Raw genomic sequence first — 26,235 nt, 5'->3', positions numbered from 1 at the left:
CATGACTTTCTATGGTGAGCGACTTCGTCTGGCTCGCATATTAAATGGCTTTACCCTGCAAGAGTTGGGTGAAGCTGTATCTGTATCTAGGCAAAGCATACATCAGTATGAAAGTGATATTCGCGCTCCTGCGTCTGATGTCACGAATGCTCTTGCTGAGTATCTAAGAGTACAGCCAGATTTTTTTGAAAGACCTCTGTCTGGTGATGTGAAACCAGAACAATGCCATTTTAGAAAGAGACAGACCACCCCTGTGGGTGTGAAAGAACGAGTTCAGGCATACAGTACAATCCTCGAGCAATTAGTGACAGAGTTGCATGAGCATTTGGATATGCCTGAGAATAAATTTAATCTTATCGACAACAGTAAAATAGATGTATTGACTTCGCCGATAATTGAAAAGATTGCGGAAGGGGCAAGAGAAAGATGGGGACTATCGTTAGATGCACCCATCGATAACATGATCAATGTTGTTGAAAATCAGGGGGCAATTGTTACTTGCTTTGATGGTGTTTCTGAAAAGGTTGATGCTTTATCAGTTAATAGAAAATATCCAATAATAATTCGAAACTCCGCCAAAGAAAGTGTATGCAGAATGCGTTTTGATCTAGCCCATGAGTGTGGGCATCTAGTTATGCATGATGGGATTGAAACTGGTTGCAAGCAAACTGAACGTGAAGCGGATGCCTTTGCTAGTGCCTTTCTTTTTCCTCGAAGCTCTTTTGCAAGAGAGTTTCCATCTTGCTTGGGAAGAGATGGCATTATTAATTGGAAAAAAATATATGATCTCAAGATTAGATGGAAGGTTAGTGCAAAGGCAATAATATATCGCGCCCATTTTTTGGGTTTTATTAACGCGCAGCAATATAGAGGTGCCAATGTTTGGTTTAGTCAGACACGGCAAACAAGGAAAGAAAGATTAGATGATGAGCTGGCTATGGAAGAGCCACATGTTTTACAGGAGAGTATCTCGTTACTTAAGAATGAATTAGGAATATCATTTGATATGCTTGCTAAAAAGCTTGGGGTACATGCAAGACTGTTAGCAGATATCTGTGGTGTTGACTATGAAGAAGTTGATGAGATTGAATTTGACGATGTAGTTGTTCCTTTCAACTTCTGACTTTTATCGATGGCCCCTATAGGGGCCATTACATACAGTACATGATTTATTTAAAAATAATTTCTTATAGTTTTTGTGAAAAACATCTACTCTAAATCTAAAAAGTGTGTAACGATTTTTATAAATTAGAGTGAACCTATTACTCTAGATAATAGTCTTTTGCTTATCCGGTGTAATAATCTGATTTAGTGTTAATTTTCCTGTCAATTAAATACTCGAGCTTGAAGGTTTTATTTTAGAGATGAAAAGGATTACTAGCCCCTATTGCCAGATATTCCTATATCCAAAGTACGTAGGGTATCTTTTCCAACTCAAAGCTGCTTGAGGTATTCGGTTAGTGAGAAGGGCTGAGCAAATTCCTTCATACCCGTGAATTCAGATAATAAGTGCAATGCCCATGGTGCATAGGAGAGAGGCGGTCAACTACCAGTTAGGGTACGCTTCTTCTCGCCAAAGAAACAAAGCGATACACCATGAAATACCAGCAGTTGACCGAGGGGCTACGATACCAGATTGCCTGCCTCCGTGACCATGGCCTGTCACAGGCCCGCATTGCCAAACAGCTCGGGGTTCATCCATCGACTATCAGTCGTGAGCTTCGTCGTAATTGTGCTGGGCAGGCCTATCAGCCGCAGCAGGCTCACCAACTTGCCACGGCACGACGGCTGACGAGTCAGAAGCGTACTGTCCCGTCTGATACCATCGACTTTGTTTGCATGGCGCTGGTCGCGGACTGGAGTCCCGAGCAAATCAGTGGCGTTGGAGACATGATTAACTGCCCGGTTAGCCACGAGTGGATATACCGCTATGTGGCACGCGACAAGGCCAACGGTGGCACGCTATACCGGCATCTGCGTCAGGGTCACAAACGCTATCGCAAGGGTAAGAACAGCAAACGCAGTGTCATTCCCAATCCGGTATCGATTGATGAACGCCCTGCGATAGTCAATGAGCGGAGCCGTGTGGGAGATTGGGAAGTCGATACCGTGTTGGGTAAGCAAGGCAGCGGTGCAATAGTGAGTCTGTTGGAGCGTAAGAGCCGGCTCTACCTGGTTCAATACGTTCCCAGCAAAACAGCCAGCGCGGTGGCGGACACCATTATCAGCATGCTGAAACCCTACCAGGCACATGTCCATACCATCACAGCTGACAATGGTAGCGAGTTTGTCGAACATGAACGTGTTGCAGCAGAGCTGGAAGCGCAGGTGTACTTTGCGCATCCATACAGTGCATGGGAACGGGGACAGAATGAGAATAGCAATGGTCTGCTGCGGCAATATGTGCCCAAAGGCAGTGATTTGAGTGTGGTGACAGCAGAGGCACTGTCAGCCGTCGAAAAGCGGCTGAACTTCAGGCCGCGCAAATGCTTGGGATTCAAACAGCCACAGGTGGTTTTTGACGAACTTCTGAAAGCAGCCTGATTTTTAATCGGGAATTGCACTTCGAAGTTGAATTCGCGCCTGCCAACCTGTCCAGCTCTGTCTGACCAATTTTCTGTAACTGGGTTTGCTGGGCGGGAGTGAGCGTGGTGGCTCTCGCCTTGATCAAGGTGTCGAGAAAACTGCGGTTTCCCTCTACCGCCTGATGGAACGCCTTGAGCGCCAGCGCATCGACTTCTGCTGCGGTGCAGCGCTCCATGCTTTTCTCATGCAGATAGATCAGCACGGTCGCCTGCTGTGCTTTCTCCAGTGACCAGAAGGGGTCGCTTTTTGCGGGCAGTATGGCGCTGTGTTGTGACTTGATCGCTTCACATCGCTCAAATGCCGGATCCAGATCGTGTAGTGACAGGGCAAAGGCGCTGGCGCTGGTTGCAAGCAGCGCAAAGAGCAAGGCAAGGCGTCTGTAGAAGGAGAGACTCCTGCTACCCGGCGCCTTGTCTATTGCAGGGCTGTTGCGGCTGCTCATCGGCTTATGACTGCTTTTTCAGAAAGTAACTGATATGCCCCGGCGGCATATCGGGCAGCTGGCCAAAGACTTCGTAACCCTGCTTCTGATAGAAGGGGAGAGCCTGAAAACTGGTGGTTTCCAGATGGTAGTTGCTGATGCCCTTGCTTTGGGCGTACAGCTCCATGGCGCCGAGCAGGCGGCCGCCCCAGCCATCGCGGCGGATGCTTTCATCGATCCAGAGCCAGTCGACATGCAGCCAGCCCCACTTGATGTCGGCGATGATGCCGCCGTGTACCTTGCCCTCTTCATCCTTGATAAAGCTGGCGATCCGCTCGCGCCGAAGTTCGTACAGTTGAGGGCCTGCCTGGCTTACGTTGTAGCCCGTCAGGCCAATGCGCAGCGCTTCAACATCATCGTCCTGCGGCGGTTGGGGTAGGGTTAGTTGCATATGGGCTCCTGCGGTATGGGTTGTGGCGGCGTCAAAGGGTTAAAGCAATACCCGTTTGGACTCTGTTTGGTCAAGTGCTCTGGTCGCTCGCCACCAGCGTGCATGGCATGGCGGCCAGTCAATGGCCCTTGCAACTACCATCCCCCTTGCATCACCCCAGAGTGAGGCGCAGACTGTTTGGCCTTGTTTTTATGCGATTCGATTCAAGGCAACCATCATGACTCCTGCCATCAACCTGCTGAAGAAGCTCAAAATCCCCCACAAGCTCTACCCCTACGAGTGCGAAGCCCACGACGATTTCGGCAAGCATGCCGCGACCCAGCTTGGGCTGCCGGAGGCGCAGGTGTTCAAGACCCTGGTTGCCCATCACGACAAGCAAGCAGTTGTGGCCATCGTTCCCTCATCCGGCATGTGCAGCCTGAAACAGCTGGCCAAGGCGACCGGCCTCAAGAAGGTGGAGATGATGAAACCGGCGGAGGCGGAGAAGCTGACCGGTTACAAGGTGGGTGGTATCAGCCCGCTAGCCCAGAAGAAATTGCTGCCCACCGTGCTCGACGAGTCGGCGCTGCAGTTTGACGAGATCCTGGTGAGCGGCGGCAAGCGCGGTCTCTCGGTCGGCGTGGCGCCGCAGGATATGCTGACGCTGATGAAGTGGATCGCCGCACCTATCGGCGAAGAGTAGTGCCGGGCACGGTGTGAACCTGCTCTCCGGGCCTGTGGTGGCCCGGAGGCGATGTGACTCGTGAGGATATCTGCCCGCATCCTCCTGTTTGTCGTGTTGCTTATCCTCGCACAGGCCGCGCCAAGGTGGGGGGCCCACGCTCAGGGCTACACTGAAAGTAACCCTTCAACCAAGGCGCGGTTTATGTCACCCCTGCATCTGCTGGCTGCCGCTCTGCTCTGCATGTTGTCGCTGACCGGACAGGCGGCCACCCGGTTTACCCATATCAGCCCGGAGAGCGAGCGGGATCCGCGTACCACCTATGATCGGGAGCTGCTGCGGCTCGCCCTCGACAAGACCCGCGACCAGTTTGGCGATTATCTTCTGGAGCCTGCGCCGCCCATGACCAAGGCGCGCGAGCGGCTCAGCATGCAGCTCGACAGCTATCCCAACCTCTTTGTGATGGACAGCTACAGCAGCACCCGCGAGGATCTGGGGCTCGCCTATGTCCGTTTTCCCATCCATCTGGGGATCGTCAGCTACCGCATCTGTTTTGTCAGCCCGCAGCAAAAGGCTGCGGTGAGCAAAGTGACCGACCTCAAGGGGCTGCGGCAGTTCACCTTCGGTCAGGGCAAGGAGTGGCTGGATGTGGATATCCTGCGTTACGCCGGGATGGAGGTGGTGGAAGTGGAGGGGTACGAGAAGCTGTTCAAAATGGTGGCGCGGGGCCGCTTCGATCTCTTCTGCCGCGGGGTGAGCGAGCTGCGCAGCGAGCAGCTGACCCACAAGGAGATGACGGATCTGCTGGTGGATGACGCGCTGTTGATCTACTACCCGCTGCCCCGGGTTTTCTACACCAATCCCAACAATCGCGAGGCTCTGCAGCGGGTCGAGCGGGGGTTGCAGCTGGCGTGGCAGGATGGCTCGCTACAGGCGCTGTGGCGCAAGAGCTTTGGCCCGGCCATCGCCTTTGCCAAGCTCTCCCAGCGCCGAATGTTGCGTCTGGATAACCCCTTCCTCGACGGGATCAGCTTCGATTACCGCCCCTACTTCTACAATCCGCAAACCGATCGCTTCGGCGATTACTGAGGCGCCTGCCGCTGGCGGCAGAGGGCCAGCCAGGCCTCGGCGGTGCGCGACAGATAGCGTTCGCTCGGCCAGATCACCCCGAGTCGCCAGCTCAGTTCTGGTTCCAGCGGTCGCAGCACCAGACCATCCGGGGTCAGCCGGTTGCAGACCGGCTCCGGCAAGAAGGCGACCCCCATGCCGCTGCGTACCATGGCGGTGAGAAAATCCCACTGGCTGCTGCGCGCCGCCACCTGTGGCACAAAGCCCGCCTCCTGACACGCCTGCTCCAGCCGCTCGCTCAGGGTAAACGCCTGGGTATAGAGCAGGAAGGGCTCCTCCTGCAGGGACTCCAGCCGCAGCGGCGCCTCGCCATGCCAGCGGGGTTGATCAGGCAGCACTACCCGGATCGGGTATTGATCCAGCTCCAGCGCGCTGAGGGCGCCCCCCTCTTTGGTCGGCAGCATGGTGATAGCGAGATCCAGCTCCCCCTCCAGCACCGCCTGTTCGATGCGGCGACCGCCGTACTCCACCAGGGTCAGCTCCACCTTGGGATAGCGGCTGCGGTAGGCGCGGATCAGATCCGCATAGACGTGACCCACCATGGGGGGAATGCCGAGGGTGAGGCGACCATGTTGCAGGCTCTGCAGATCCGCCAGTTCGGCCTCCAGCTGCTGCATCTCTGCCAAGATGGTCTGGGCCCGGTTGAACAGCACCTGGCCGCTGTCGGTCAGGGTGAAGCGGCGCCCTTCCCGGTTGAGCAGGGGTTGGCCCAGCTCCTCTTCGATATTGCGGATCATCTTGCTGATGGTGGGCTGGGTGACGAACAGCTTTTCAGAGGCGCGGGTGAAGCTTTTTTCCCGCACCAGTTCGACAAAATAGCGCAGGGCGCGAATATCCATGGACTCTCTCGACTCGTGTTGGCGGGTACAGGATGAAGTATGCCTATGCGGCATGAATTTGATAATTTTAATTCATTTCTGGCAGGTTTTGCTCAACTCTATACTGTGAGCCGGTTCACAGAAAGACGATGATCATGAAAGCCCTCTGCTTGCGCTGGTTACAGACTCCCTTCCAGATTGTGTTGCTGGCAGCCATCTGGCTGCTGGCCGATACCGCGGTGCGTACCCTCCATCTGCCGCTGCCCGCCAACCTCACCGGCATGCTGTTGCTGCTGGCCTGCATCCTGCTCGGGGTGGTAAAGGCCGAGTGGTTCAGCGCGGGGGCTCGCTGGCTGCTGGCGGAGATGCTGCTCTTCTTCGTGCCCGCCGTAGTCGCGGTGGTCAACTATCAGGATCTGCTGTTACAAGAGGGGTGGCGCATCATGGTGGTGCTGCTGGTGAGCACTACGCTAGTGCTCGGCACCACAGCGCTGGTGGTGGATCGGGTCTACCGCCTCGAACTGAAACTGGCCCGCCGGAGTCGCCGTCATGTCTGATACCCTGCTCGGGCTGATCTGTTTCGCCCTCACCCTGCTCTTCTACTACGCCAGCAAATGGCTCTACGGCAAAAAGCGGATCCTGCCGCTGATGCCGCTGCTGCTGGCGCCAACCCTGCTGGTGGCCGTGGTGCTGCTGTTCCACATCCCCTATCAGGATTACATGGCGGAATCCCACTGGCTGCTCTGGCTGCTGGGCCCAGCGACCGTCGCCTTCGCCGTGCCGGTCTACGAGAACCGCCAGCTCATTCGCCGCCACTGGCTGTCGCTGTCGGTCGGGGTGGTCGCCTCGGTCATCATGGCAGTGGGGAGTACCGTGCTGCTGGCTCGCTGGCTGGATCTCTCCGACATGCTGCAACGCAGTCTGGCGATGCGCTCCATCACCACGCCGTTTGCGGTGGAGGCGACCCGCGCCATCGGTGGTCAGAGCGACCTCACCGCGCTGTTTGTGGTGCTGACCGGCGTCATCGGCATGGCGGTGGGGGAGAGCGTGCTCACCGTGCTGGCCATTCGCAGTCGTCTCGGCAAGGGGGCGGGCTTTGGTGCCTCGGCCCACGGCGCCGGCACCGCCAGGGCCTATCAGATGGGCAACGAAGAGGGGGTGGTCTCCAGCATGGTGATGATGATCGCCGGCATGGTGACCGTGTTGCTGGCGCCCCTGCTGGGCCGGATGTTCTGGTAGGCCGAGCTTCCCTTTACAAGGCTGCTCGTCCCGGCGCTACACTCTAGTGAGCGTGTATTTCCGGGATGAGCAGTATGACCTTTCATCGCCTCGCTTCCTGCTTGCTGCTGTGCAGTCTCTTCCTCTTTGCCACTCCCCTACGGGCGAGCAACGTTTTTACCCACATCAGCCCGGAGAGCGACCGGGACTTGCGTACCCTCTATTTTCGCGACCTGTTGCAACTCGCGCTGGAGAAGACCCGCGACAGCTTCGGTGACTACGAGCTGCGAACCGCGCCGCCGATGAACCGTATCCGGATGCGACAGATTGTGCAGACTCAGCAATACCCCAATCTGTTTGTGGCCGACAGTCTGCGCCCGGCCGCAGAGAGCGGAGCGTTGGATTACGTCCGTTTTCCGGTGGAGCTGGGCATCCTCGGTTATCGCATCTGTTTTGTCAGTCCGCAGCAGGCCGATGCGGTGGCAAGGGTCAATACCCTGACCGAGCTGCAGCAATTTCTGCATGGGCAGGGGCGTGGCTGGCAGGATGCGGAGATCCTGCGTCAGGCCGGTTTCAAGGTGCAGGAGATCGACGGTTACGAGCGGCTGTTCAAGCTGGTGGCGCGCGGTCGCATCGACCTCTTCTGCCGCGGGGCCAACGAGCTCTTTATCGAGCAGGAGCAGCACAGTGATCTGCCCGGCCTCACCGTGGATCGGCGAGTGGCGCTGCACTATCCCTTCCTCCATCTCTTCTACACCCACAAGGAGAATCAGGCCGCCATCCGCCGCCTCTCGGTCGGCCTCAAGCTGGCGTGGCGGGATGGCTCGTTGCAACAGCTCTGGCTGCGCCACTTCAAACCTTCCCTCGAGCAGGCGCAGCTCCCCAGGCGCCTGTTGTTCGAGTTGGCCAATCCGCGCTTGGATAAGGTGGACTTTGATTATCGGGCCTACCACTACAACCCCGTCGACGGGACGTTCGGGCCCGGGCTGCCTTGATCCTGATGGGGCTGTTCCCGGATAAAGGGCCGTCTCTGCTGATGTACTAAGTCATGCCAAAAAGGCATGTTTTTTATTATTTAAATTCATTTTTTGAAGGTTGGTGCGCTGCATATACTGGGGGTCGCTTCACGGTTCAGGTTTGCTCCTGCCCGCTTCTGGCTTGTGTGAGTGAGCCTGAATCGTCCTGCTGCGGCGTCTTGATGTTCTGCATGAAGGCGTCCATCACTGGGCCGGGATCGATCCCGGCAGGTATTACAGCTGACGGAGCCTTGTTATGTTTAATCCCCACTCTTGCGCCCTGATTGTCGAAGGGGGCGCGATGCGCGGCATCTTTGCCAGCGGCGTGCTCGATGCGTTTGTCGAAAGTCACCACTACCCGTTCGATTTCGTCATGGGCGTCTCGGCCGGTGCCACCAATCTGGTCTCTTATCTGAGCGAGCAGCCGCGCCGCAGTCACCACATCATCACCGAGCTGGCTTGCAGCTCCCGGTTTCTCGATCCCCTGCGTTTCGTCAAAGGGGGCGATCTGGTGGACATCGGCTGGCTGTGGCAAGCCAGTCGCCATCGCTTCCCGCTTGATCTCGACACTTTCTGCGCCCGCGACATTCCCTTCTACGCGGTGGCGACCGATGTGGCGAGCGGCAAGGCCATCTATCTGCCGGTGCGGCCCGACAATATGGATGAGGTGCTGACTGCCACCTGCGCCCTGCCGGTGGTGCAACACGATACCCCCTGCGTTGATGGTCGCCCGATGGCCGATGGCGGCATCAGCGACTCCATTCCGGTGATCGAGGCTTATCGTCGCGGGGCGCGGCGGATGACGGTGGTGCTGTCTGAACCCTGGGGATATCGCAAGAAGCCGGCCCGTTTCTGCTGGATGGTCAAAGCCTTGCTGAAAACCCAGCCAGCGCTGGCGCAAGCCATGCTGGAACGGGATCGCGCCTACAACCGGGCGCTCGATTTCATCGCCAATCCCCCTGCCGATTGCGAGATCGAGGTGATCGCGCCACCGGCCGATTTCATGGTCTCCCGTTTTACCCAGGATCCGGTCAAGCTGGAGTCCGGTTATCTGCAGGGTTACTGGCAGGGGCGCCAGAGTCTGCTGCGGGCCCGTGGAGAGGCGCGAGCGGTGGCCTGACTGGTTTGCCGGGTGCTGAATATAGAAAGGGGAACCTTGCGGTTCCCCTTTTATCTTCCTGATCGGCAGCCGCTGGTTACAGCATCTGCTTGAGGCGATAGAGCAGGTCGAGGGCCTGACGGGGGGTCAATTCGTCCGGGCGCACTGCTTCCAGCTCTTCCACCACCGGATGGCTCTGGGGGGCCATGGCCACCGGAGCCGGGCGGCTTTCACCGGCGGCGACCAGAGTGGCGTTCTCCAGCTCATGCAGCTTGTGGCGGGCCTGCTGGATCACCGATTTCGGCACCCCGGCCAACGCTGCCACTTGCAGACCGTAGGAGCGGCTGGCCGCCCCTTCCTGCACCGCGTGCATAAAGGCGATGGTGTCGCCGTGCTCCACCGCATCGAGGTGGACGTTGGCCAGCCCGCTCATCAGCTCCGGCAGACGGGTCAGCTCGAAGTAGTGGGTGGCAAACAGGGTGTAGGCGCCAATCTTGCTCGCCAGCTGTTCGGCACAGGCCCACGCCAGCGAGAGGCCGTCGTAGGTGCTGGTGCCGCGGCCAATCTCGTCCATCAGCACCAGACTGCGGGCGGTGGCGTTGTTGAGGATATTGGCGGTCTCGGTCATCTCCACCATAAAGGTGGAGCGGCCGGAGGCGAGATCATCCGAGGCTCCGATGCGGGTGAAGATGCGGTCGATGGGGCCGATGCGGGCGCTGTCGGCCGGCACGAAGGCGCCGATATGGGCCAGCAGCACGATCAGCGCGGTCTGGCGCATGTAGGTGGATTTACCGCCCATGTTGGGGCCTGTTATGATCAGCATCCGCCGCTCCCGCTCCAGCCGGATGGGGTTGGCGATAAAGGGATCTGTCATCACCTGCTCAACCACCGGATGGCGGCCCGCCTCGATGATGATCTGATCTTCGTCGATGAGGGTCGGGCAGCTATAGTCGAGGGTCTCGGCCCGCTCGGCCAGGTTGGCCAGCACGTCCAGCTCCGCCAGTGCGGCGGCGGAATCCTGCAGATCGCCGAGATGGGGCAGCAGGGCATCGAGCAGCTCTTCGTAGAGCCGTTTCTCCAGCGCCAGCGCCTGGGACTGGGCGGTGAGTACCTTGTCCTCGTACTTCTTCAGCTCATCGATGATGTAGCGTTCGTTGTTCTTGAGGGTTTGACGGCGGATGTAGTGAGCCGGCACCAGATGGCTGTTGGCGCGGCTCACCTCTATATAGAAGCCGTGCACCTTGTTGTAACCCACCTTGAGGGTGTTGATGCCGGTCAGCAGTTTTTCCCGCTCTTCGATGCGGGCGAGGCTGGCGGTGGCACCGTTGGCCAGATCCCGTAGCTCGTCCAGCTCCTGATTGAAGCCGTCACGGATGACGCCACCATCGCGGATCAGCACCGGCGGCACCTCCATCACCGCGCGCTCCAGCAGGTCGAGCAGCTCGGGGAAGGTGCTGGCGCGCTCGGCCAGCTGTTGCACCGCTTCGTGCTCGTTGTCCGCCAGCAGGCGCTGTAGCTCGGGCAACTGGGCGAAGGCCTGACGCAGGCGGGTGAGGTCGCGCGGGCGGGCCGAGCGCAGGGCAAGACGAGCCAGCACCCGCTCCACATCACCCACCTGACGCAGCAGGTTGCCCAACTCGTCGTAGAGGTTCTGCTCAATGAGCTCCTTGATGGTGCTCTGGCGACCTTTCAGGATCACCCGATCGCGGATCGGCTGGTGGATCCAGCGCTTGAGCAGGCGGCTGCCCATGGGGGTGGCGGTGCGATCCAGCACCTCGGCCAGGGTATTTTCATAGCCACCTGCCAGATTCTGGGTCAGCTCCAGATTGCGGCGGGTGGCGGCATCCATGATGACCGCATGATCCGGCTGTTCAAGGCGCACGTTGCGGATGTGGGGCAGGGCGGTGCGCTGGGTATCTTTCACATACTGCATCAGGCAGCCAGCGGCGCACAGGGCAGTCTCGCTCTGCTCGACGCCAAAGCCCACCAGATCCTGGGTGCCGAATTGCTGGCAGAGCAGCTTGCGGGCGGTGCCCAGCTCAAACTCCCACTCCGGGCGGCGACGCAGGCCACGGCGACCCTCGATATGGTGCAGGAACTCGAACGATTCGGGATAGAGCAGCTCGGCCGGATTGGTGCGCTGCAGCTCTGCCAGCAGGGTCTCTTCTTTCTCGAACTGGTTGATGAAGAAGCGGCCGGAGCCGATGTCCATTGTGCCATAGCCGAAGCGGCGGCCATCGTGGTAGACGGCGGCGATCAGGTTGTCCTGGCGCTCGCTGAGCAAAGCCTCGTCGGAGACGGTGCCCGGGGTGATGATGCGAATAACCTTGCGCTCGACCGGTCCCTTGCTGGTGGCGGGATCCCCCACCTGTTCGCAGATGGCGGCGGATTCGCCAAGCTGTACCAGTTTGGCCAGATAGCCCTCGATAGCGTGATAAGGCACCCCCGCCATCGGGATGGGGCTGCCCGCCGACTGGCCGCGTTTGGTCAAGGAGATATCGAGCAGTTGGGAGGCCTTGCGGGCATCGTCATAGAACAGCTCGTAGAAGTCGCCCATCCGGTAGAACAGCAGGATCTCCGGGTTCTCGGCCTTGAGGTCAAGGTACTGCTGCATCATAGGTGTGTGTTGTTGTAGATTTTCTATTGTTATCAATGTCTGCTCGCCGTTAAGTTGCTGTTCTTAAACTGTCTTTATTCTTTGTTAAAGCTCAGCATGGTTCAGTTTGTCTCACCTAAGCTCACTGAATCTTGCTTCTAAGCGTAGGCTAAAGCGTAGGTTTGTGTGATGATGAACGTGATTAGAATGAAAACCTACGCTTTTCTCTCATAAAAAACGATATGAAAGGATGTAAGTGATGGCTGCGCCCCAGAATAGCAAACCGCTTTCTTACAAGGCAATTGAGTCGATGAAGCCAGGAGACAAAGATAAAGTCGACATCGGTGATTACCGAGGATTGCGAGTAGCGTGCGGGAAAACGGGAAAGAAAAGCTTTTACTACCGCTACAATGACCCTTTGAATCCGCGTAAACAAAAGCAAGTCACCTTAGGTGTCTTTCCTGCCATGTCATTGGAGGAGGCAAGGACCAAGTTCAAGGAATTGAAGCTTATGAGGCATCAAGGTGTCTGTCCGGCTACAGAGCTGAGCGCAGTTAAAGTCAAGCTCGAGCAGGAACCTGAAGTCGTTGCACCGTTTACCATCACTGACATGATCGAGCTTTACCTGACTGAGCACATCGAAGATCGGCACGCCAAGGAAGGAGGGATTTTACCTGGAGCCCGTAAACCCAAAGGGCAAGCAGAAACTCGAAGGACTCTCTATAACGATCCTGTGCGTGTATTCGGAGAGAGGTTAGCCACGGAGGTGCTAGCTAACGATATCGTGGCTTTGGTCATGGAGATTGTTGCGCGGGGAGCGAATGTTCAAGCTGGTAGTGTTCTTCGTGAGCTATCAGCTGCTTTCGATTATGCAATTGGAACGGGTAAACTGGATGAGCACTTTGTTAACCCAGTTACGAACGCAAAGAAAAGATTAAAATTAGCGAAAGTGCGTTTAACATGTCAAAAAGGAACTCGAATTCTTAGTGATGAAGAGCTAAAAAAATTTCTTCTCTGGTTACCAAGTTCTGGTTTTACTATTCCACAGAAAAACGTGCTCAGAATGACGCTATGGACAGGGTGTCGAACCGGAGAAATCTGTGGTGCTTATTGGCGAGATATTGATCTAAGTAATGGTACATTCCATTTAAAAGAAACGAAAACTGATACCGAGCGATATGTTCAGCTGCCAAGACAAGCTATCGACTTTCTTCATTCACTGAAATTAATCACAGGTGATTGTTTATTCCCCTCTCTTTTGACTAAAAAGCCGATACCTCAAAAGTTGTTAACTGAAACTGCGTGGCGATTGCGCAAAGACAATGTAATGATTGATATACCTTCGTGGACACCACATGACCTTAGGCGTACCGTTAGAACAGGACTTGCAAAGCTGAAATGCCCAAGTGATATTGCGGAGGCAATACTAGGTCATGCTCCAAAGGGCATAGAAGGAACATATAACCTCCACAGATACAATGATGAGTGCAAAGAGTGGTTGCAAAAGTGGGCGGATCATTTAGACAGGTTAACTGCAATATAGATGGTTTTTCTCGATTAAATATAGTTTTCCTGGGGGCGTAATAGCCCCCATGTAACATGTTATTTTTATAGTTAGTTCTTAACGGTTGATGCTATTTCTCATAGGGGTTGATGCTGCAGTATGCATCGTTAATTAGTTCTTCTAAGACTGCATTTCTTTTTAGTCCCTTTGCTTTTGTTATTGCTTTTAATTTCCTTTCAATATCTATATTCATGACAAAGTTATATTGCTTGTTGTGTGGGTTGTTTTTTCTGTAATTTTTTTGGGTTAGGGATTTTTTGATTTTATCAACTTTGATTATGCAGTCACTTTCTTTAAATACGAATAGTAAATCAAAGTAAGTTGTAATGGCTTCAGAAATATCTTCATTACTATTGCCGTCAATTATTTTTAAAAAAATGTCATCTTGATCTATCTGGTCTTTTATCCATAGCACATCTTCATCATCTAATTCTTTAAAGCTCAACCAGCTTTTAGGTTTTTGTCTTTTAATTATTTTACCCCAAAGCATTTCAATAAGCTGAAGTTGTTTGGACTTTATAGCGATACCATCTTCTAAGCGATCAAAATACTCAATTATCCTTTCTTTTTTTTGACGAGAAGTTTTGGCTCTGGGGTGACTATTGGTAAAACGCATGTGGCTTAATGAGAGTGTGTCTTCAAAAGAATTACTTCTAAAATAAGCTAGCCCTGGTTGACTGAGATTTGGGATGATTTTCTTGTAAAGGTCACTGTCTTTGTCAAAAAAATAACTCCAATTATTAGTTATAGCGAATACAAAATTACACACTCTTTGGTTCGCTACCTGTATCCAATAAAAGTGCTCCATCTCTAGGCAGTTTCTACTGAACTGTTTGAATAGAAATTCTGCGATAGCGTCGGTGTTATCTAGCTGGATTGAGCTATCTATCTTTCGAATGTAGTTTGCGAAAATATAATCTTGCTTGGTTTTTAAATGGTCATTAAAAATTGATAAAATTGAGTCAAAATCAGTGTTTATGGTGTCAAATTGTAGTTGATGCAAAATATACTCTGCAAATCTTCTCATTTCCTCTGTGGCTTTCAATCTATTGAAACGATCACCCCATGGGTATTTTGAATCACTTGCTATTGGTTGTTCATAGCTGGATGTTTTCATATAAATCCATTCCATTTAAAAATAATTTAAATTTGATACTAGGGTTTTTCTAGTGCTAGTCAAGTGTCCTCATAGGGTTTTTATTGAGTTTTTGTAGTCGAGTTATAGTATCTACGTTTGGACTGTTACCCCCATTCCTTGTGCTTTTTCATTGATTTTCATTAGCTTCTTATGGAGGGGGAGAGTTTTGGTTCTCGTGGTTCTCGTGGTTGGCGTGAGCTTGCTCATCACTCGTTTTTAGAGAGAGCTGGTATGTGAATGCCTGTAGTAGCATCGGTGAGGCGTTGGTGATTTGGTATTTGCTGTGGATCAGTGAGTATAAATTGTGGGGTAATGGATCCTACTGTGATGATGGCGTCTGGGATATGTAAAAATGAACACAACGAACCTTAGGTATGAAAAAATCTAAGGAGAGTAAGATGGGTCTCATTAAAATAAATGAATTGATAGCAATGACTAAGCTGTCTCGCCCTACAATCTACCGGCTAATCAAGGCTGGAAAGTTCCCTTCACAACTCAAAACATCGCCCAAGACTGTGGCATGGGAAAAATCAGAAATAGAGGACTGGATTCGCAAATTGATAATGGAGCGAGAAGGCTAACAACTAACAATTTACTGGGCTCCCCTTTGGGGAGCCTTTTTTAGCTTGGTGGTTTAATTTTATCTATTTAGGGGAGGTAAATGTTGGTCGTCAACTTTCTTTGCTAGTTAATTTCGTGGCATGGAGTAGTTGCTTGTACGTTGAAGCTAAGTTCAGAGTAACTTTCTTGCCTTAACATCCGGTTCTGCTGGGGTTTTATTTAAAATAATCACGTGTTCCCCGGTGATCTAGGAGGTCGCTAAGTTCGGTAATAGTATTACATATACACACAAGGTGTATACCAAGGTAGAGGGTGTAGGAGATATATCGAGGATGAGAGTGATACACCATCAGAGTGTATCACAGGGTATACCAACGAGAGCATGTGATATATACACGAAGTGTATACCAATCAGATATACATCAGGCTTGTACGTCAGATACAAGCCATTAGCCGTATACATCGGCATAGCGCAGCATATGCAAAGCACAGAGTGCTAAATGCAGGTTGGTATATCAACCTAGTGGTTTGATAAGAGAGCAAGGTATCAGGTGGCTGTAAAGTTTTACGTAGCAATCCTCATTAATGACGATAAGTTAAGTCACCTGAGTATCTAACCAACAGGTATGGGTATTCCATGCGAGCTATAGGAGCTTATATGAAATCAGAAGTTGGGTATCATTTAATAGCCGACGAGCTAGAAAACTTACGAGTTGTGGCTGAGACCAAGTATGGTTCAATATCTTTTGAACAGTTGAAAACATCCGTGGAGGTAATCGCTAACTTCTTGAATAAATACCCACGAGTGTTTGCAGTGCGCGTTGATCTACGCTTTCCCCAGATACCAGTTATGGATGATCCGGACATGCCGACAAGCTTTCCACCGGAGGTAGAGGAGGAAAGGGTGATTAAGCGCTTTATAGCTTCACTAAAAAGCCAAATACAGGCGGCACGTCACCGTAAGGGTAAGGCTGGTAAACCATTCTTCTTGGGATTTATCTGGGTGAAGGAGCAAGTAACAAGCCAGTATCCTCATTATCACGTGGTGCTACTATTTAACCGAGATGATTATGGTCATCTTGGGGATTACTCTAATTTCGATGCGGATAACATGGCTACACGCATCCGTAAAGCTTGGTGTAGTGCATTGAGGCTCGCATACCCTGATTATGCGTCTTTGGTGCATTTCCCTGATGATGCAGAGTATCGATTTGATCGCCGAGATGCTGACCTACACAATGAGAAATTTTATAAATTCTTGGAGAGGACTGCGTATTTATTTAAATTACGTTCGAAAGTACGAGGTGAGCGTAATTTCGGGCGTAGTCAACTGATAAGGTAATGTTTACACTTAATTCATGGGCTCTAAATAACTGATCCTAATAGTGCTACACCTTCGCTGTGCCATAGCCATTCCCGGCGAAAGGAGACACGGTATCCATGAAGTGTTTCACTCGGGCCAGCAGGCTGGCCATTCCTCTACATTGATGATTGCGCGTGATGGTTTCATGTAACTTGTGCCACAGCCGTTCTATGTGATTAACCCAAGGGCTGTAAACTGGCTGGAACACCAAGCAGAACTTGGGGTTCTTCTTCAACCATCGCTCGGTCTGCTTGCTTTTGTGGGTGATGCATCCGATCGGTTGAGTTGATATGATGAACTCTTTTGAGACCGACAGCTTCATGGCATCCATCCCCGTTCACTGTCCTCGTTGCAACTCTGACCACGTATATCGCCATGGTAAGACCCCTGCTGGCCATGTTCGCTATCGTTGCCCCGTCTGTCCGCACGTGTTTCAGCTCACCTACACCTATGAAGCCCGCAAGCCTGGCGTCAAAGACAAGATTGTTGATATGGCGTTCAACGGCTCAGGTGTTCGTGATACTGCTCGCGTCCTCAAGATTGGCATCAACACCGTCATACGCACCCTAAAAAACTCACCCCAAGGCAAGTAACCTCCGAAAAGGGGGGGCTCGATGACGTGGCGCTTATCTGTGAACTTGATGAGCAATGGGCCTATGTTGGCAACAAACTGCATCGACATTGGCTTTGGTATGCCTTTGATACCAAGAGAAAACGAGTCGTGGCATATACCTTTGGCCCACGCAACGATGAGACATGCCGTCGGTTGCTGAGCCTGCTTTCTCCGTTCCAGATAGGCTTTATCACCAGTGATGACTGGGGAAGCTATGCCAGAGAGGTGCCGAGCGAGATGCATCTGACCGGGAAGATATTCACCCAGCGTATCGAGCGTAACAACCTGACGCTCAGAACGCGCATCAAGCGATTGGCTCGCAAGACCATCTGCTTCTCTCGTTCCGTTGAGCTCCACGAGAAAGTGATTGGTGCCTTTATAGAAAGACACCATTTCAACTGATTGGAGTCATTACCGTGAGCTGATCACCACGATCCTCTTCAAGTCTGCATCATGGGCAAGTCGCTTCACCCCATTACCAACTGGCCTCAATACAACAAGTCTCTGATTAGCCGTGGCTCTCTCACCTTCTGGGTTGATGCAGGCGCCATGGATAACTGGTTTCACCAAAACCAACACGGGCGACGGGGCCGCAACCAGCTCTACACCGACCAGACCATCTGCACCTTCCTGATGCTCAAGGGGATTTTCAACCTCACTCTGCGGGCCACTCAGGGACTACTCGACTCCCTGTTCGAGTTGATGAATGTGCCGTTGTGCGCACCGGACTATAGCTAATGGGATGGTCGCCCCTCCCCAAAACGGCATCTGAGTGCCCAAGTGGCGAATGTATGTAGTTGGTTAGCCAGAGCTGTTCGCTGCTCAACTATGAGCTGGCGAGCACTACGTAACGCCTTGATATCTTGTTGTTCTGTAGTTTTAACTGATACGAATTGGATCCCTGGTCGGAAAGCGCCATGAAAAAGGGACTGCCGGAGCAGTCCCTGAGGTAGGTTCATAGAGATAACATATATCTGAGATTTGGTTCAATTGTATTATCCACATGTTAATCAAAGCTGCTTACTGAGAGCGTTGTTTAACTAAACTAAGTCCAATGCTCATCGCTTAGCAATACGGCTATACCATGACCAGTTTGGAAATAGTTGACCACTACAATATTGAGGTGTCAGCGAAGATATCAGAATAGGCCGGCTCCGGCTGAGGGCTTACAGATATAGATGCTCGGGGCCAGACCGCTTACTTGGGGATAACGAATATTAACCTGTTCGCACAATGCTGCTGTCAGTGACTGTGGAACCAATGCAACCACACAACCACCAAACCCGCCACCTGTCATCCTCACACCACCACGACTGCCGATGATATCTTTGATTATGTCGACCAGGGCATCAATGGCGGGCACTGTGATGGCAAAATCATCACGCATCGAGGCATGAGAGGCTGCCATTAATTCGGCCATCATGACCATGTCTTCATTGGCAAGCGCATCGGCCGCTGCCAGCGTTCGTTCATTCTCGGAGATGACGTGGCGTGCACGGCTCGCGACGACAGGAGCCAGTTCGTTGGCTCGCTCCGTGAACTGGGTCATAGTCAGGTCGCGCAGTGCCTTGACCCCAAAATGCCGTGCGGCCTCTTCACACTGTGCTCTGCGGGTATTGTATTCGCTATCCACCAGGCCCCGGCGTACGTTCGAGTTGATTATGACCACATCAATGTCGGCCGGCATGCTTACAGGACGGGTTTTCAGGCTACGGCAATCGATCAGCAGGGCATGATCCTGCTGACCCAGGGCGGAGATGAACTGATCCATGATGCCGCAGTTGCAACCGACGAACCTGTTTTCCGCCAGTTGTCCGTTCAGGGCGATATCTGCCTGGCTGATGTCGAGGTGATTCATCTCTTTGAAGATCTGTCCTACCGCCACTTCCAGAGAGGCGGAAGAGCTCAGACCGGCTCCCTGCGGTACATTGCCACTGAGCACCAGGTCAGCCCCGGTCAGTTGACAGCCTCGCAATAGCAAATATTTGACGACACCTCGCACATAGTTGGCCCACAGGTATTCCGGGCGCGGCTCTATGGGGTGGCGCAAGTCAAATTCATCCAGCTGGTTGTCATAGTCGGCAGCGATCACCCTGATCAGGCTGTCTTGGCGGGGGGCCGCACTGATCACTGTCTGATAGTCAATGGCGCAGGGGAGCACGAAGCCGTCGTTGTAGTCCGTGTGTTCCCCGATGAGGTTGACACGCCCTGGAGCCTGAATGGCGAGGGTAGGGGGATAACCGTACTGGGTGTAAAAGGTGCGTTCAGTCACGCTGCGTGGCGATTCAATACTCATATCTCAACCTCAAACCTGTTCACGAAAATGGATATCACTGACGGAACGCAGGCGTTCGGCCGCCTGTTCTGCCGTCAGGTCACGCTGTGTTTCCGCCAGCATTTCATAGCCCACCATAAATTTGCGTACGCTCGCAGAGCGCAGCAGGGGCGGGTAGAAGTGGGCATGCAACTGCCAGTGGTCATTCTCCTCGCCATTGAAAGGCGCACCATGCCATCCCATCGAATAGGGGAAGGAGCACTGAAACAGGTTGTCATAGCGGCTGGTCAGCTTCTTGAGCGCAAGCGCGAGGTCTTCACGCTGTTGTGTTGTCAGGGCCGGTAGACGTGTTACCGCAAACTTGGGAAGCAACAGGGTTTCGAAGGGCCAGGCCGCCCAATAGGGCACCACTGCCAGCCAGTGCTCCGTTTCCACTACGGTACGGCGGCCGTCAGCCTGTTCGCGCTCCACATAATCGAGCAACATGGCACGACCATTTTTTGCAAAATACTCCCGTTGGGCATCATCTTCCCGCGCGGCTTCGTTGGGCAAGAAGTCGTTGGCCCAGATCTGCCCGTGTGGGTGGGGATTGGAGCAACCCATCATGGTTCCCTTGTTTTCGAATACCTGGATCCAGGGGTAGTCGCACCCCAGCTCTGCAGTTTGCTCGCACCAAGTGTTGACCACGGCGGTGAGGGAGGGGACGGACAACTCGGGTAAGGTCTTGCTGTGATCCGGTGAGAAGCAGATTACCCTGCTGGTGCCGCGCGCACTCTCTAGCTGGAAGAGGGGATCCTCGCTGGTTGGGGCCATCGGAGTATCAACAATCAGGGCTGCAAAGTCGTTGGTAAAGACGAAGGTCGACTGATAATCCGGATTTTTGTCACCAGTGACGCGAGTGTTGCTGGCGCAGAGGAAACAATCCGGATCGTGAGCTGATCGCTGGGTGCGATCGGGTTCATCCTGCTGCCCCTGCCAAGGGCGCTTAGCCCTGTGGGGAGAAACTAGAACCCACTGCTGGATCAATGGGTTGTAACGACGGTGGGGGTGATCGGTCGGTTCAAATTGCATAGGAAGGCCTGTCTCGTTCTGTACATTCATGGAAGGGGGTAACCGTTCGGATTTTGGGATTGCCAGCGCCAGGTATCGGCCGTCATCTCATCAAGCGTGCGATGAGCCTTCCACCCCAGCTCGTTGTAGGCTCGTGTTGGATCGGCCCAACACTGCGCTATGTCCCCGGCGCGGCGCGGCACGATCTCATAAGGCAGTTCGCGGCCACAGGCCTTGGAGAAGGCGGCATGAATGTCTAGGACGCTGTAGCCATGCCCAGAGCCCAGGTTGTAAACATGGACGCCAGCTTGCCCAAGAGTATGTTTCAAGGCTGCAACATGGCCATCGGCTAGATCCATGACATGAATGTAATCCCGCACGCCGGTACCATCCGGTGTCGGGTAGTCATCACCAAATATGGCGAGTTTGGCACGGCGGCCCACTGCCACCTGGGCAATATAAGGCATCAGGTTATTGGGAATGCCCTGGGGATCTTCGCCCATCAGGCCGCTGGGATGGGCTCCTACCGGATTGAAATAGCGCAACAGGGTTAATGACCAGTCGGGAGCTGATCGTGCAAAGTCCTTGATGAGACGCTCCACCATCAGCTTGCTCTGACCATAAGGGTTGGTGGCGCTAAAGGTTGGCGATTCCTCGGTGATGGGCATAGTCTCTGGTTCACCATAAACGGTGGCAGATGAGCTGAATAGCAAGGTCTTGACCCCGGCGCGTCGCATAGCCTGCAATAGCACCAAGGTGCCGCTGACATTGTTGTCATAGTACTCGAGAGGTTTTTGTACTGATTCACCTACAGCCTTGAGGCCAGCGAAGTGGATTACGGCATCTATTTGCTGGTCGGCAAAAACTCGATCAAGCAGGTCGGCATCTCGCACATCACCGTGATAGTGCAGAGGGCGTTGTCCGCTGAGAGTGTGGATACGTTCTAGGACACTTTCTCTGCTGTTAACCAAATTGTCCAACAAAATGGGGGTCATCCCGGCAGCGATAAGCTGCAAGCAGGTATGACTACCTATGTAACCAGTTCCACCCGTGACGAGTATCTTCAACATGAATCTCTCCTTGGCGCTCGTTTTGATTGGGTTTCATTAGTGTAACCGCTTACCCTTATTCTGCGCTTGTGGAAGTATGCCGGGAAGATTCACCTCCATTTTATGTGATTTTTGTCACGTTTTTATTCGCAATACGCATGATGCTGGAGAGCGGTGTATGTAAGATGATTACACGGCGAGGCGCTCGTATTGATAGAATGATCCCGCTTTTGGTATGAAAGCCGTGTCAGGCATTGGAAATGTCGGTAGTATCCTTACCATGTAAAGCACAGGTTTTTATTTATCCCGTTCACCGGAAAAACTAATTCATGGCAACTATCAAAGATGTAGCACTCCTGTCAGGCGTATCCGTCGCCACAGTCTCACGTGTCATCAATAAGTCGCCAAAGGCAAGTCAGGCATCACGCGATGCCGTCTTCAAGGCGATGCATGAACTCAACTACCACCCCAACGCGAACGCGAGAGCATTGGCCCATCAGAACAATGAAACTTTGGGATTGATTGTTGCTGATGTGTCTGACCCGTTCTTTGGCACCATGGTTAAAGTTGTTGAGCAAGTGGCACAGGCCACGGGGAATTTTCTGCTTATCGGAAATGGTTACCACGACGCAGCCAAAGAGAAGCATGTAATAGAGCAGTTGATAGGGCATCGCTGCTCTGGCTTGGTGGTTCATGCCAAAATGCTGCCAGATGAAGAGCTGATCCAGATGATGAGCTATGTTCCAGGCATGGTACTAATCAACCGTATTGTTCCAGGATTCGAGTCCCGTTGTGTTGCGCTAGATGATCGCTATGGTTCCTGGCTTGCGACTCGGCATTTGATTCAGGAAGGCCATAAGAAGATAGGATTTTTATGCTCAAATCATCAGATATCAGACTCTCAGGACCGTCTGCAGGGTTATCTGGATGCTCTGCAAGAGCACAATATTCCGGTTGATGAACGCCTGATCTCCCGCGGTAGTCCTGATGAATTGGGGGGGGAGGCTGCGATGACCGAGTTGCTGGGTCGGGGACCGCAGATGACAGCCGTCGTTTGCTATAACGATTCGATGGCGGCGGGGGCCTTGTCAGTGCTTAGCGATAACGGGATTGATGTTCCTCAAGACCTCTCTTTGGTGGGCTTTGATGATGTGCTGATATCTCGCTACTTGCGTCCGCGTCTCACCACAGTTAAATACCCCGTGGTGGCTATGGCAACGCAAGCTGCTGAGTTGGCTGTGGCTCTGTCGCGTGGTGAGGCCATCAATTCAGCGACCAACTTGTTTAGCCCGACCTTGGTTCGGCGCCATTCAGTCAAAACCTTGTAAATCTGACTCCCGCCTCTCTAAGTGGTCAAGATCCAATGATCTGGCCACTGCTTCTTCTTGACGTTGCCTTTAATGCCCGTCTCGCTATCCGCTCTGTTAGCTAAGACCTCTGCCTAAGTCGTTGGCTTAGGGCCTCTTTCAGTCCGCAGTGTCTGCTTGACAGCCTTGGTTGTGCGAAAACACTTTATTAACAGTGTAATCGATAACACTCCAGTGGTGATTTATTTTTATTGATTATCAATACCTTACATTAAGTCTTGTGTTGATGTAATGTGTTTTCACCATTTCAATGATGCTTGTTTCATGAATGTGTGATGCATGTCATGACAAAAGTTCAATCGTCGCGCATATAATCCGTTCCGTCGGTGAGAGCGTTTTCTTGGATGCTGACGTTCATCGCCATACATATATAGATACAACGGAGGAAGGAACGCACATGAAGACCAAATATTTGACATCATCGATTGCACTCGCTGTTGCTATGATGGCTGCGAATGCTCACGCTGTTGATTTTACTGGTTATTTCCGTTCTGGGGTCGGTGTTTCCCAAGATGGTAAACAGCAGACAGCGAATAAGGATCTATTAGGTCGCCTGGGTAATGAAGATGATACCTATGGCGAAATTGGTCTTGGACAAGAGCTGTTTAAAAAAGATGGCGTCTCGTTCTATGTAGACAGTATGGTCAGCATGGAAAGTGATGGTTCTAATGACGGTGAAAGTACCAAAGATGATGATGCAAAATTTGGTCTTCGTCAGTTTAATGCTAAAGTTAAAGGCCTCATTGCTAGCGATCCAGATGCAATACTGTGGGTTGGTAAGCGTTATTATCAGCGTCATGATCTGCATATTATCGACACCAAGTATTGGAACGTGTCCGGTGCAGGCGCAGGCTTGGAAAATCTGAAAGCAGGGCCAGGAGCATTCTCTTTTGCCTGGATCCGTTCCGACGGCAATGATATTGATAATTCCATTACCAATAATGATCTGAATATCAACTTCCTTGATGTACGCTATGCAGGATTAAAGCCCTGGAGTGGTGCTTGGACTGAGTTTGGTGTTGATTACGCTATGCCCAACCCAACTGATGAGCAAAAATCTGCTGGCTCCAGTTATGATCCAAAGAATGGGGTAATGGTGACTGGTGAAATCAGCCAATATTTTGATGGCTCAGGCATCAATGAAAAGCTGGTACTGCAGTATGCCAATAAAGGTCTGGCTCAGAATATGATCTCGCAAGGTGGTGGTTGGTATGACGTATGGCATACAACCGACGATGCCACTGGCTACCGCGTCATTTTGACTGGTGATATTCCAGTTGGTGAGCGTTTCTCAATCAACCATGTTTTCACTTATGGCAAGGGTGAAAAACTCCAAGCTTGGCACGACAATACTGAACTCTTTAGTGCAGTAGCTCGTGGTTCATATGCTTGGACTGATATTACTAAGACCTTGGTTGAGCTTGGCACTTTCGAGCGCACCAAAACTTGGACCAGTGGTTCTGAAGACAAAGAAAGTGGTCAAAAATATACGTTGGCACAAGCTTGGTCTGCTGGCCCTAGTATGATGGCTCGTCCTGAAATCCGTGTTTATGCAAGTTATCTGACAGATGGTGAAGGTGATTCCTTCAATGGTAACACCGATGACCATGCGTGGAACTTTGGTGTCCAAGCTGAAGCGTGGTGGTAATATCTACTCGGGTTTGTTACATGCTGCCCCCTTTTGGGGGCAGTCTTGTTTGTGTCACCATTTGATAGGGAAATACGATGAAGTTGGCCAATTATCTCCTTGCCGCCGCGGTGGCAGTCGTGTTGTCGGGCTGTTCAAGCATGACGGTTCCCCTGCAGCCGCATGAAGCCGTGTTAAATTCCCCCGATGCAGCTAAACAGGCGCTGCTTTCAGCCCAGAGTTGCTGCGCTTCCCTGTCGGCGCTTAAATATCAGCCTCTGGCGGAAGGCGATACGCTGCTGACCATTGATGGCGCTTCCCAGGTTTATAAATTTCAGGAAGGGTTGAGTTACCTGGCTGCCTACCAGTTGCCCACCAATACCGGTGATATGGTGGTCAAGGTTGCAGCCCAAGTGGGCAAGAGTGTCTTGATGCCGCAGGTATTGATGCTCAACAGCAATTTTGAAGTGACCCGGGTATTGGGCAAATCTCTGTTTAGTTACAAACCGGCACACCTGCTCGATAATGACCGTATTGAGGGCACCATTTACGTAAGCCGTAATGCACTCAAGCCAGAGGCGTATATGGTCATCTATTCACCGGCCACCGAGCTCTCGGGTTCGACCACGATTTTGCACCCCGCTAAGGCGTTTGCCCGAGCGACCTCCACTCAGGAGCCGCCGGTCAATGATCCGGTTATCCCGCACTCCCCGTGGGGATTGGTCAAGATTGAGCTGGTGGATCGCGCCAAGCTGGAAGGGGTCGATAATGTGTTTAAATCAGAATACAGCGACAAACTGGCATTGAGCCAAGGTGTGCAACCCAGTGCCATGGCGCTTGGCGCCGGTGCTGGCGCTGTGGCGGCAACGGCGATAAAGAATCAGCCAGCCGTCGCGACTCCGACCATGTTGGGTGAAACGGAGAACTTCTATCTGACCCAGATTGAGATAGCGGTGCAGGCTGGTGATATCGACAAGGCGATGAAACTGGTGGATGAAGCTGAGCGGGCTGGCTCGACCAAGGCCAAGACCACCTTTGTCGAGGCGGTCAAGCGCAGTCAGAAATAAGACGAGCCACGTTTCTTAAATAACAACGCCTGCTTAAGCAGGCGTTGTTATTTAAGAAACATAATGCCAGCTAATTTTTACGGGTTGGCATTATTTGTCGGTATTATCTGTGCGGCAATATTTAATCTTTACTGACGGTGACGATCACCTTGGCCGGGTCACGACGATCAAGCGTAAATGTGTAACTTCCATCAGCAGCTGGTGTAAATTTCATATCGCCCCACTGGTAACCGGCTTTGACCACCACGGGCTTGCCTGACTCGACTTTGCTGGTGGGATCGACCTGGCCATAGGTCGTGTCACTTTTCCATTTTTCATCAGCAATCTTGAACTTGTAAGCGCCGTGACTGGCTTGCAGTTGCGTCTTTACGCTCAATAGGTCGATCGCCTGAACCGTCATCTTGGCGGCAGCTGACGCTTCCCAGTTGTTCATCTCGCCACGTAAAAACAGAGCACGGGTTTGCGCCGAGTCATCATCGGCAAATGCAGGTTGCAGGCAACTGAGCATAGCCGCGACAAGCAGAGTACGTTTGAGCATGTTAGTAGGTCCTCATGGTCATGGGATAT

24 protein-coding genes and 3 pseudogenes are annotated in these 26,235 nt (G+C 52.6%); 16 read left to right on the top strand and 11 right to left on the bottom strand.

Going from position 1 to position 26,235, the window contains the following annotated elements; all coding sequences use genetic code 11:
* Window position 1 precedes the first annotated feature (1 nt).
* Window positions 2-1,123 (top strand): helix-turn-helix domain-containing protein, encoded by a 1,122-nt coding sequence (locus ACTG2U_RS11030; protein ID WP_439974469.1) that lies wholly within the window; start codon window positions 2-4, stop codon window positions 1,121-1,123.
* A gap of 473 nt (window positions 1,124-1,596) precedes the next feature.
* Complete coding sequence (locus ACTG2U_RS11025) at window positions 1,597-2,544, top strand: IS30-like element ISAeca1 family transposase (protein WP_012564931.1); 948 nt, start codon at window positions 1,597-1,599, stop codon at window positions 2,542-2,544.
* Here ACTG2U_RS11025 and ACTG2U_RS11020 read toward each other — a convergent pair.
* On the bottom strand, window positions 2,498-3,028 hold the full coding sequence (locus tag ACTG2U_RS11020; protein WP_439974468.1) for a hypothetical protein: 531 nt from the start codon (window positions 3,026-3,028) through the stop codon (window positions 2,498-2,500). The genes ACTG2U_RS11025 and ACTG2U_RS11020 overlap by 47 nt on opposite strands.
* Before the next feature lie 4 nt (window positions 3,029-3,032).
* The gene (locus ACTG2U_RS11015) at window positions 3,033-3,458 is read right to left on the bottom strand and encodes a GNAT family N-acetyltransferase (RefSeq protein ID WP_439974467.1); all 426 of its coding nucleotides are present in this window, start codon (window positions 3,456-3,458) and stop codon (window positions 3,033-3,035) included.
* A gap of 217 nt (window positions 3,459-3,675) precedes the next feature.
* Here ACTG2U_RS11015 and ybaK point away from each other — a divergent pair, with 217 nt between their 5' ends.
* Both ybaK and ACTG2U_RS11005 read left to right on the top strand, forming a co-directional pair.
* Entirely contained in the window at window positions 3,676-4,140 is a 465-nt protein-coding gene (gene ybaK / locus ACTG2U_RS11010) for a Cys-tRNA(Pro) deacylase (protein ID WP_005336092.1), read from the top strand.
* A gap of 183 nt (window positions 4,141-4,323) precedes the next feature.
* The gene (locus tag ACTG2U_RS11005; protein ID WP_439974466.1) at window positions 4,324-5,208 is read left to right on the top strand and encodes a hypothetical protein; all 885 of its coding nucleotides are present in this window, start codon (window positions 4,324-4,326) and stop codon (window positions 5,206-5,208) included.
* Here the strand turns inward: ACTG2U_RS11005 and ACTG2U_RS11000 are convergent.
* The gene (locus tag ACTG2U_RS11000; protein WP_139430208.1) at window positions 5,202-6,086 is read right to left on the bottom strand and encodes a LysR family transcriptional regulator; all 885 of its coding nucleotides are present in this window, start codon (window positions 6,084-6,086) and stop codon (window positions 5,202-5,204) included. The genes ACTG2U_RS11005 and ACTG2U_RS11000 overlap by 7 nt on opposite strands.
* Window positions 6,087-6,220: 134 nt before the next feature.
* Here ACTG2U_RS11000 and ACTG2U_RS10995 point away from each other — a divergent pair, with 134 nt between their 5' ends.
* From ACTG2U_RS10995 to ACTG2U_RS10980, 4 genes are all read left to right on the top strand, one after another.
* Window positions 6,221-6,622, top strand: coding sequence for a CidA/LrgA family protein (locus tag ACTG2U_RS10995; RefSeq protein WP_040069042.1), 402 nt, complete (start codon window positions 6,221-6,223; stop codon window positions 6,620-6,622).
* Window positions 6,615-7,304: an LrgB family protein gene (locus tag ACTG2U_RS10990; protein ID WP_005341581.1), complete on the top strand. Its 690-nt coding sequence runs from the start codon at window positions 6,615-6,617 to the stop codon at window positions 7,302-7,304. Before ACTG2U_RS10995 ends, ACTG2U_RS10990 begins: the two co-directional genes overlap by 8 nt.
* Before the next feature lie 74 nt (window positions 7,305-7,378).
* A complete protein-coding gene (locus tag ACTG2U_RS10985; protein WP_439974465.1) occupies window positions 7,379-8,278 on the top strand; it encodes a hypothetical protein in 900 nt (299 codons plus the stop codon).
* A gap of 277 nt (window positions 8,279-8,555) precedes the next feature.
* Window positions 8,556-9,419, top strand: coding sequence for a patatin-like phospholipase family protein (locus ACTG2U_RS10980; RefSeq protein WP_005357796.1), 864 nt, complete (start codon window positions 8,556-8,558; stop codon window positions 9,417-9,419).
* A 76-nt stretch (window positions 9,420-9,495) separates the two neighbouring features.
* On the opposite strand, the gene mutS is transcribed toward ACTG2U_RS10980, so the two are convergent.
* Window positions 9,496-12,051, bottom strand: a complete 2,556-nt coding sequence (gene mutS, locus ACTG2U_RS10975; RefSeq protein ID WP_439974463.1) for a DNA mismatch repair protein MutS — start codon at window positions 12,049-12,051, stop codon at window positions 9,496-9,498.
* A 202-nt stretch (window positions 12,052-12,253) separates the two neighbouring features.
* On the opposite strand from mutS, the gene ACTG2U_RS10970 reads away from it, so the two are divergent.
* Window positions 12,254-13,537 (top strand): tyrosine-type recombinase/integrase, encoded by a 1,284-nt coding sequence (locus ACTG2U_RS10970; protein ID WP_123173875.1) that lies wholly within the window; start codon window positions 12,254-12,256, stop codon window positions 13,535-13,537.
* Between the two features lie 91 nt (window positions 13,538-13,628).
* Here the strand turns inward: ACTG2U_RS10970 and ACTG2U_RS10965 are convergent, their stop codons facing one another.
* Window positions 13,629-14,675: a hypothetical protein gene (locus ACTG2U_RS10965; RefSeq protein ID WP_130631636.1), complete on the bottom strand. Its 1,047-nt coding sequence runs from the start codon at window positions 14,673-14,675 to the stop codon at window positions 13,629-13,631.
* Between the two features lie 419 nt (window positions 14,676-15,094).
* Between ACTG2U_RS10965 and ACTG2U_RS10960 the strand changes: the two genes are divergently transcribed.
* Both ACTG2U_RS10960 and ACTG2U_RS10955 read left to right on the top strand, forming a co-directional pair.
* On the top strand, window positions 15,095-15,277 hold the full coding sequence (locus tag ACTG2U_RS10960; RefSeq protein ID WP_162517042.1) for a helix-turn-helix transcriptional regulator: 183 nt from the start codon (window positions 15,095-15,097) through the stop codon (window positions 15,275-15,277).
* 638 nt (window positions 15,278-15,915) lie between these two features.
* Window positions 15,916-16,599, top strand: a complete 684-nt coding sequence (locus ACTG2U_RS10955; protein ID WP_439974462.1) for an inovirus Gp2 family protein — start codon at window positions 15,916-15,918, stop codon at window positions 16,597-16,599.
* 46 nt (window positions 16,600-16,645) lie between these two features.
* Here ACTG2U_RS10955 and ACTG2U_RS10950 read toward each other — a convergent pair.
* Window positions 16,646-16,888: pseudogene (locus ACTG2U_RS10950) on the bottom strand (transposase); the annotation flags it as partial.
* A 52-nt stretch (window positions 16,889-16,940) separates the two neighbouring features.
* Here ACTG2U_RS10950 and ACTG2U_RS10945 point away from each other — a divergent pair.
* Together ACTG2U_RS10945 and ACTG2U_RS10940 are read left to right on the top strand one after the other, a co-directional pair.
* A protein-coding gene (locus tag ACTG2U_RS10945) for an IS1 family transposase (RefSeq protein WP_162849160.1) occupies window positions 16,941-17,635 on the top strand; the annotation gives its coding sequence in 2 pieces (ribosomal slippage) (window positions 16,941-17,187 and window positions 17,187-17,635; 696 coding nt in all).
* Between the two features lie 51 nt (window positions 17,636-17,686).
* Window positions 17,687-17,968 (top strand): annotated as a pseudogene (locus tag ACTG2U_RS10940) (transposase); the annotation flags it as partial.
* Window positions 17,969-18,027: 59 nt separating this feature from the next.
* Here ACTG2U_RS10940 and ACTG2U_RS10935 read toward each other — a convergent pair.
* From ACTG2U_RS10935 to galE, 4 genes and pseudogenes are all read right to left on the bottom strand, one after another.
* Window positions 18,028-18,141 (bottom strand): annotated as a pseudogene (locus ACTG2U_RS10935) (IS110-like element ISSod21 family transposase); the annotation flags it as partial.
* Window positions 18,142-18,371: 230 nt separating this feature from the next.
* On the bottom strand, window positions 18,372-19,529 hold the full coding sequence (gene galK, locus ACTG2U_RS10930; protein ID WP_252657424.1) for a galactokinase: 1,158 nt from the start codon (window positions 19,527-19,529) through the stop codon (window positions 18,372-18,374).
* A gap of 9 nt (window positions 19,530-19,538) precedes the next feature.
* Complete coding sequence (gene galT / locus ACTG2U_RS10925) at window positions 19,539-20,579, bottom strand: galactose-1-phosphate uridylyltransferase (protein ID WP_042080899.1); 1,041 nt, start codon at window positions 20,577-20,579, stop codon at window positions 19,539-19,541.
* Window positions 20,580-20,605: 26 nt separating this feature from the next.
* Window positions 20,606-21,625 carry a UDP-glucose 4-epimerase GalE gene (gene galE / locus ACTG2U_RS10920; RefSeq protein WP_204524411.1) on the bottom strand — a complete coding sequence of 340 codons (1,020 nt, stop codon included), beginning with the start codon at window positions 21,623-21,625 and terminating at the stop codon, window positions 20,606-20,608.
* 311 nt (window positions 21,626-21,936) lie between these two features.
* Here galE and galR point away from each other — a divergent pair, with 311 nt between their 5' ends.
* The 3 genes from galR (at window position 21,937) to ACTG2U_RS10905 (ending at window position 25,668) form a co-directional block, all read left to right on the top strand.
* Entirely contained in the window at window positions 21,937-22,935 is a 999-nt protein-coding gene (galR, locus tag ACTG2U_RS10915) for an HTH-type transcriptional regulator GalR (protein WP_042080901.1), read from the top strand.
* A gap of 436 nt (window positions 22,936-23,371) precedes the next feature.
* Window positions 23,372-24,622 (top strand): maltoporin, encoded by a 1,251-nt coding sequence (locus ACTG2U_RS10910; RefSeq protein WP_042080902.1) that lies wholly within the window; start codon window positions 23,372-23,374, stop codon window positions 24,620-24,622.
* Between the two features lie 77 nt (window positions 24,623-24,699).
* A complete protein-coding gene (locus tag ACTG2U_RS10905) occupies window positions 24,700-25,668 on the top strand; it encodes a MalM family protein (protein ID WP_042080903.1) in 969 nt (322 codons plus the stop codon).
* Window positions 25,669-25,789: 121 nt separating this feature from the next.
* Here ACTG2U_RS10905 and ACTG2U_RS10900 read toward each other — a convergent pair whose 3' ends face one another.
* On the bottom strand, window positions 25,790-26,206 hold the full coding sequence (locus tag ACTG2U_RS10900) for a hypothetical protein (protein WP_042080904.1): 417 nt from the start codon (window positions 26,204-26,206) through the stop codon (window positions 25,790-25,792).
* Window positions 26,207-26,235: the final 29 nt, after the last annotated feature.

The sequence above is a fragment of the Aeromonas sp. 95A genome (assembly GCF_051919235.1).
Lineage (GTDB): Bacteria > Pseudomonadota > Gammaproteobacteria > Enterobacterales > Aeromonadaceae > Aeromonas > Aeromonas veronii.
The sequence above is the reverse complement of the archived record's forward strand: the minus strand, read 5'-3'. Positions and strand labels throughout refer to the sequence as shown.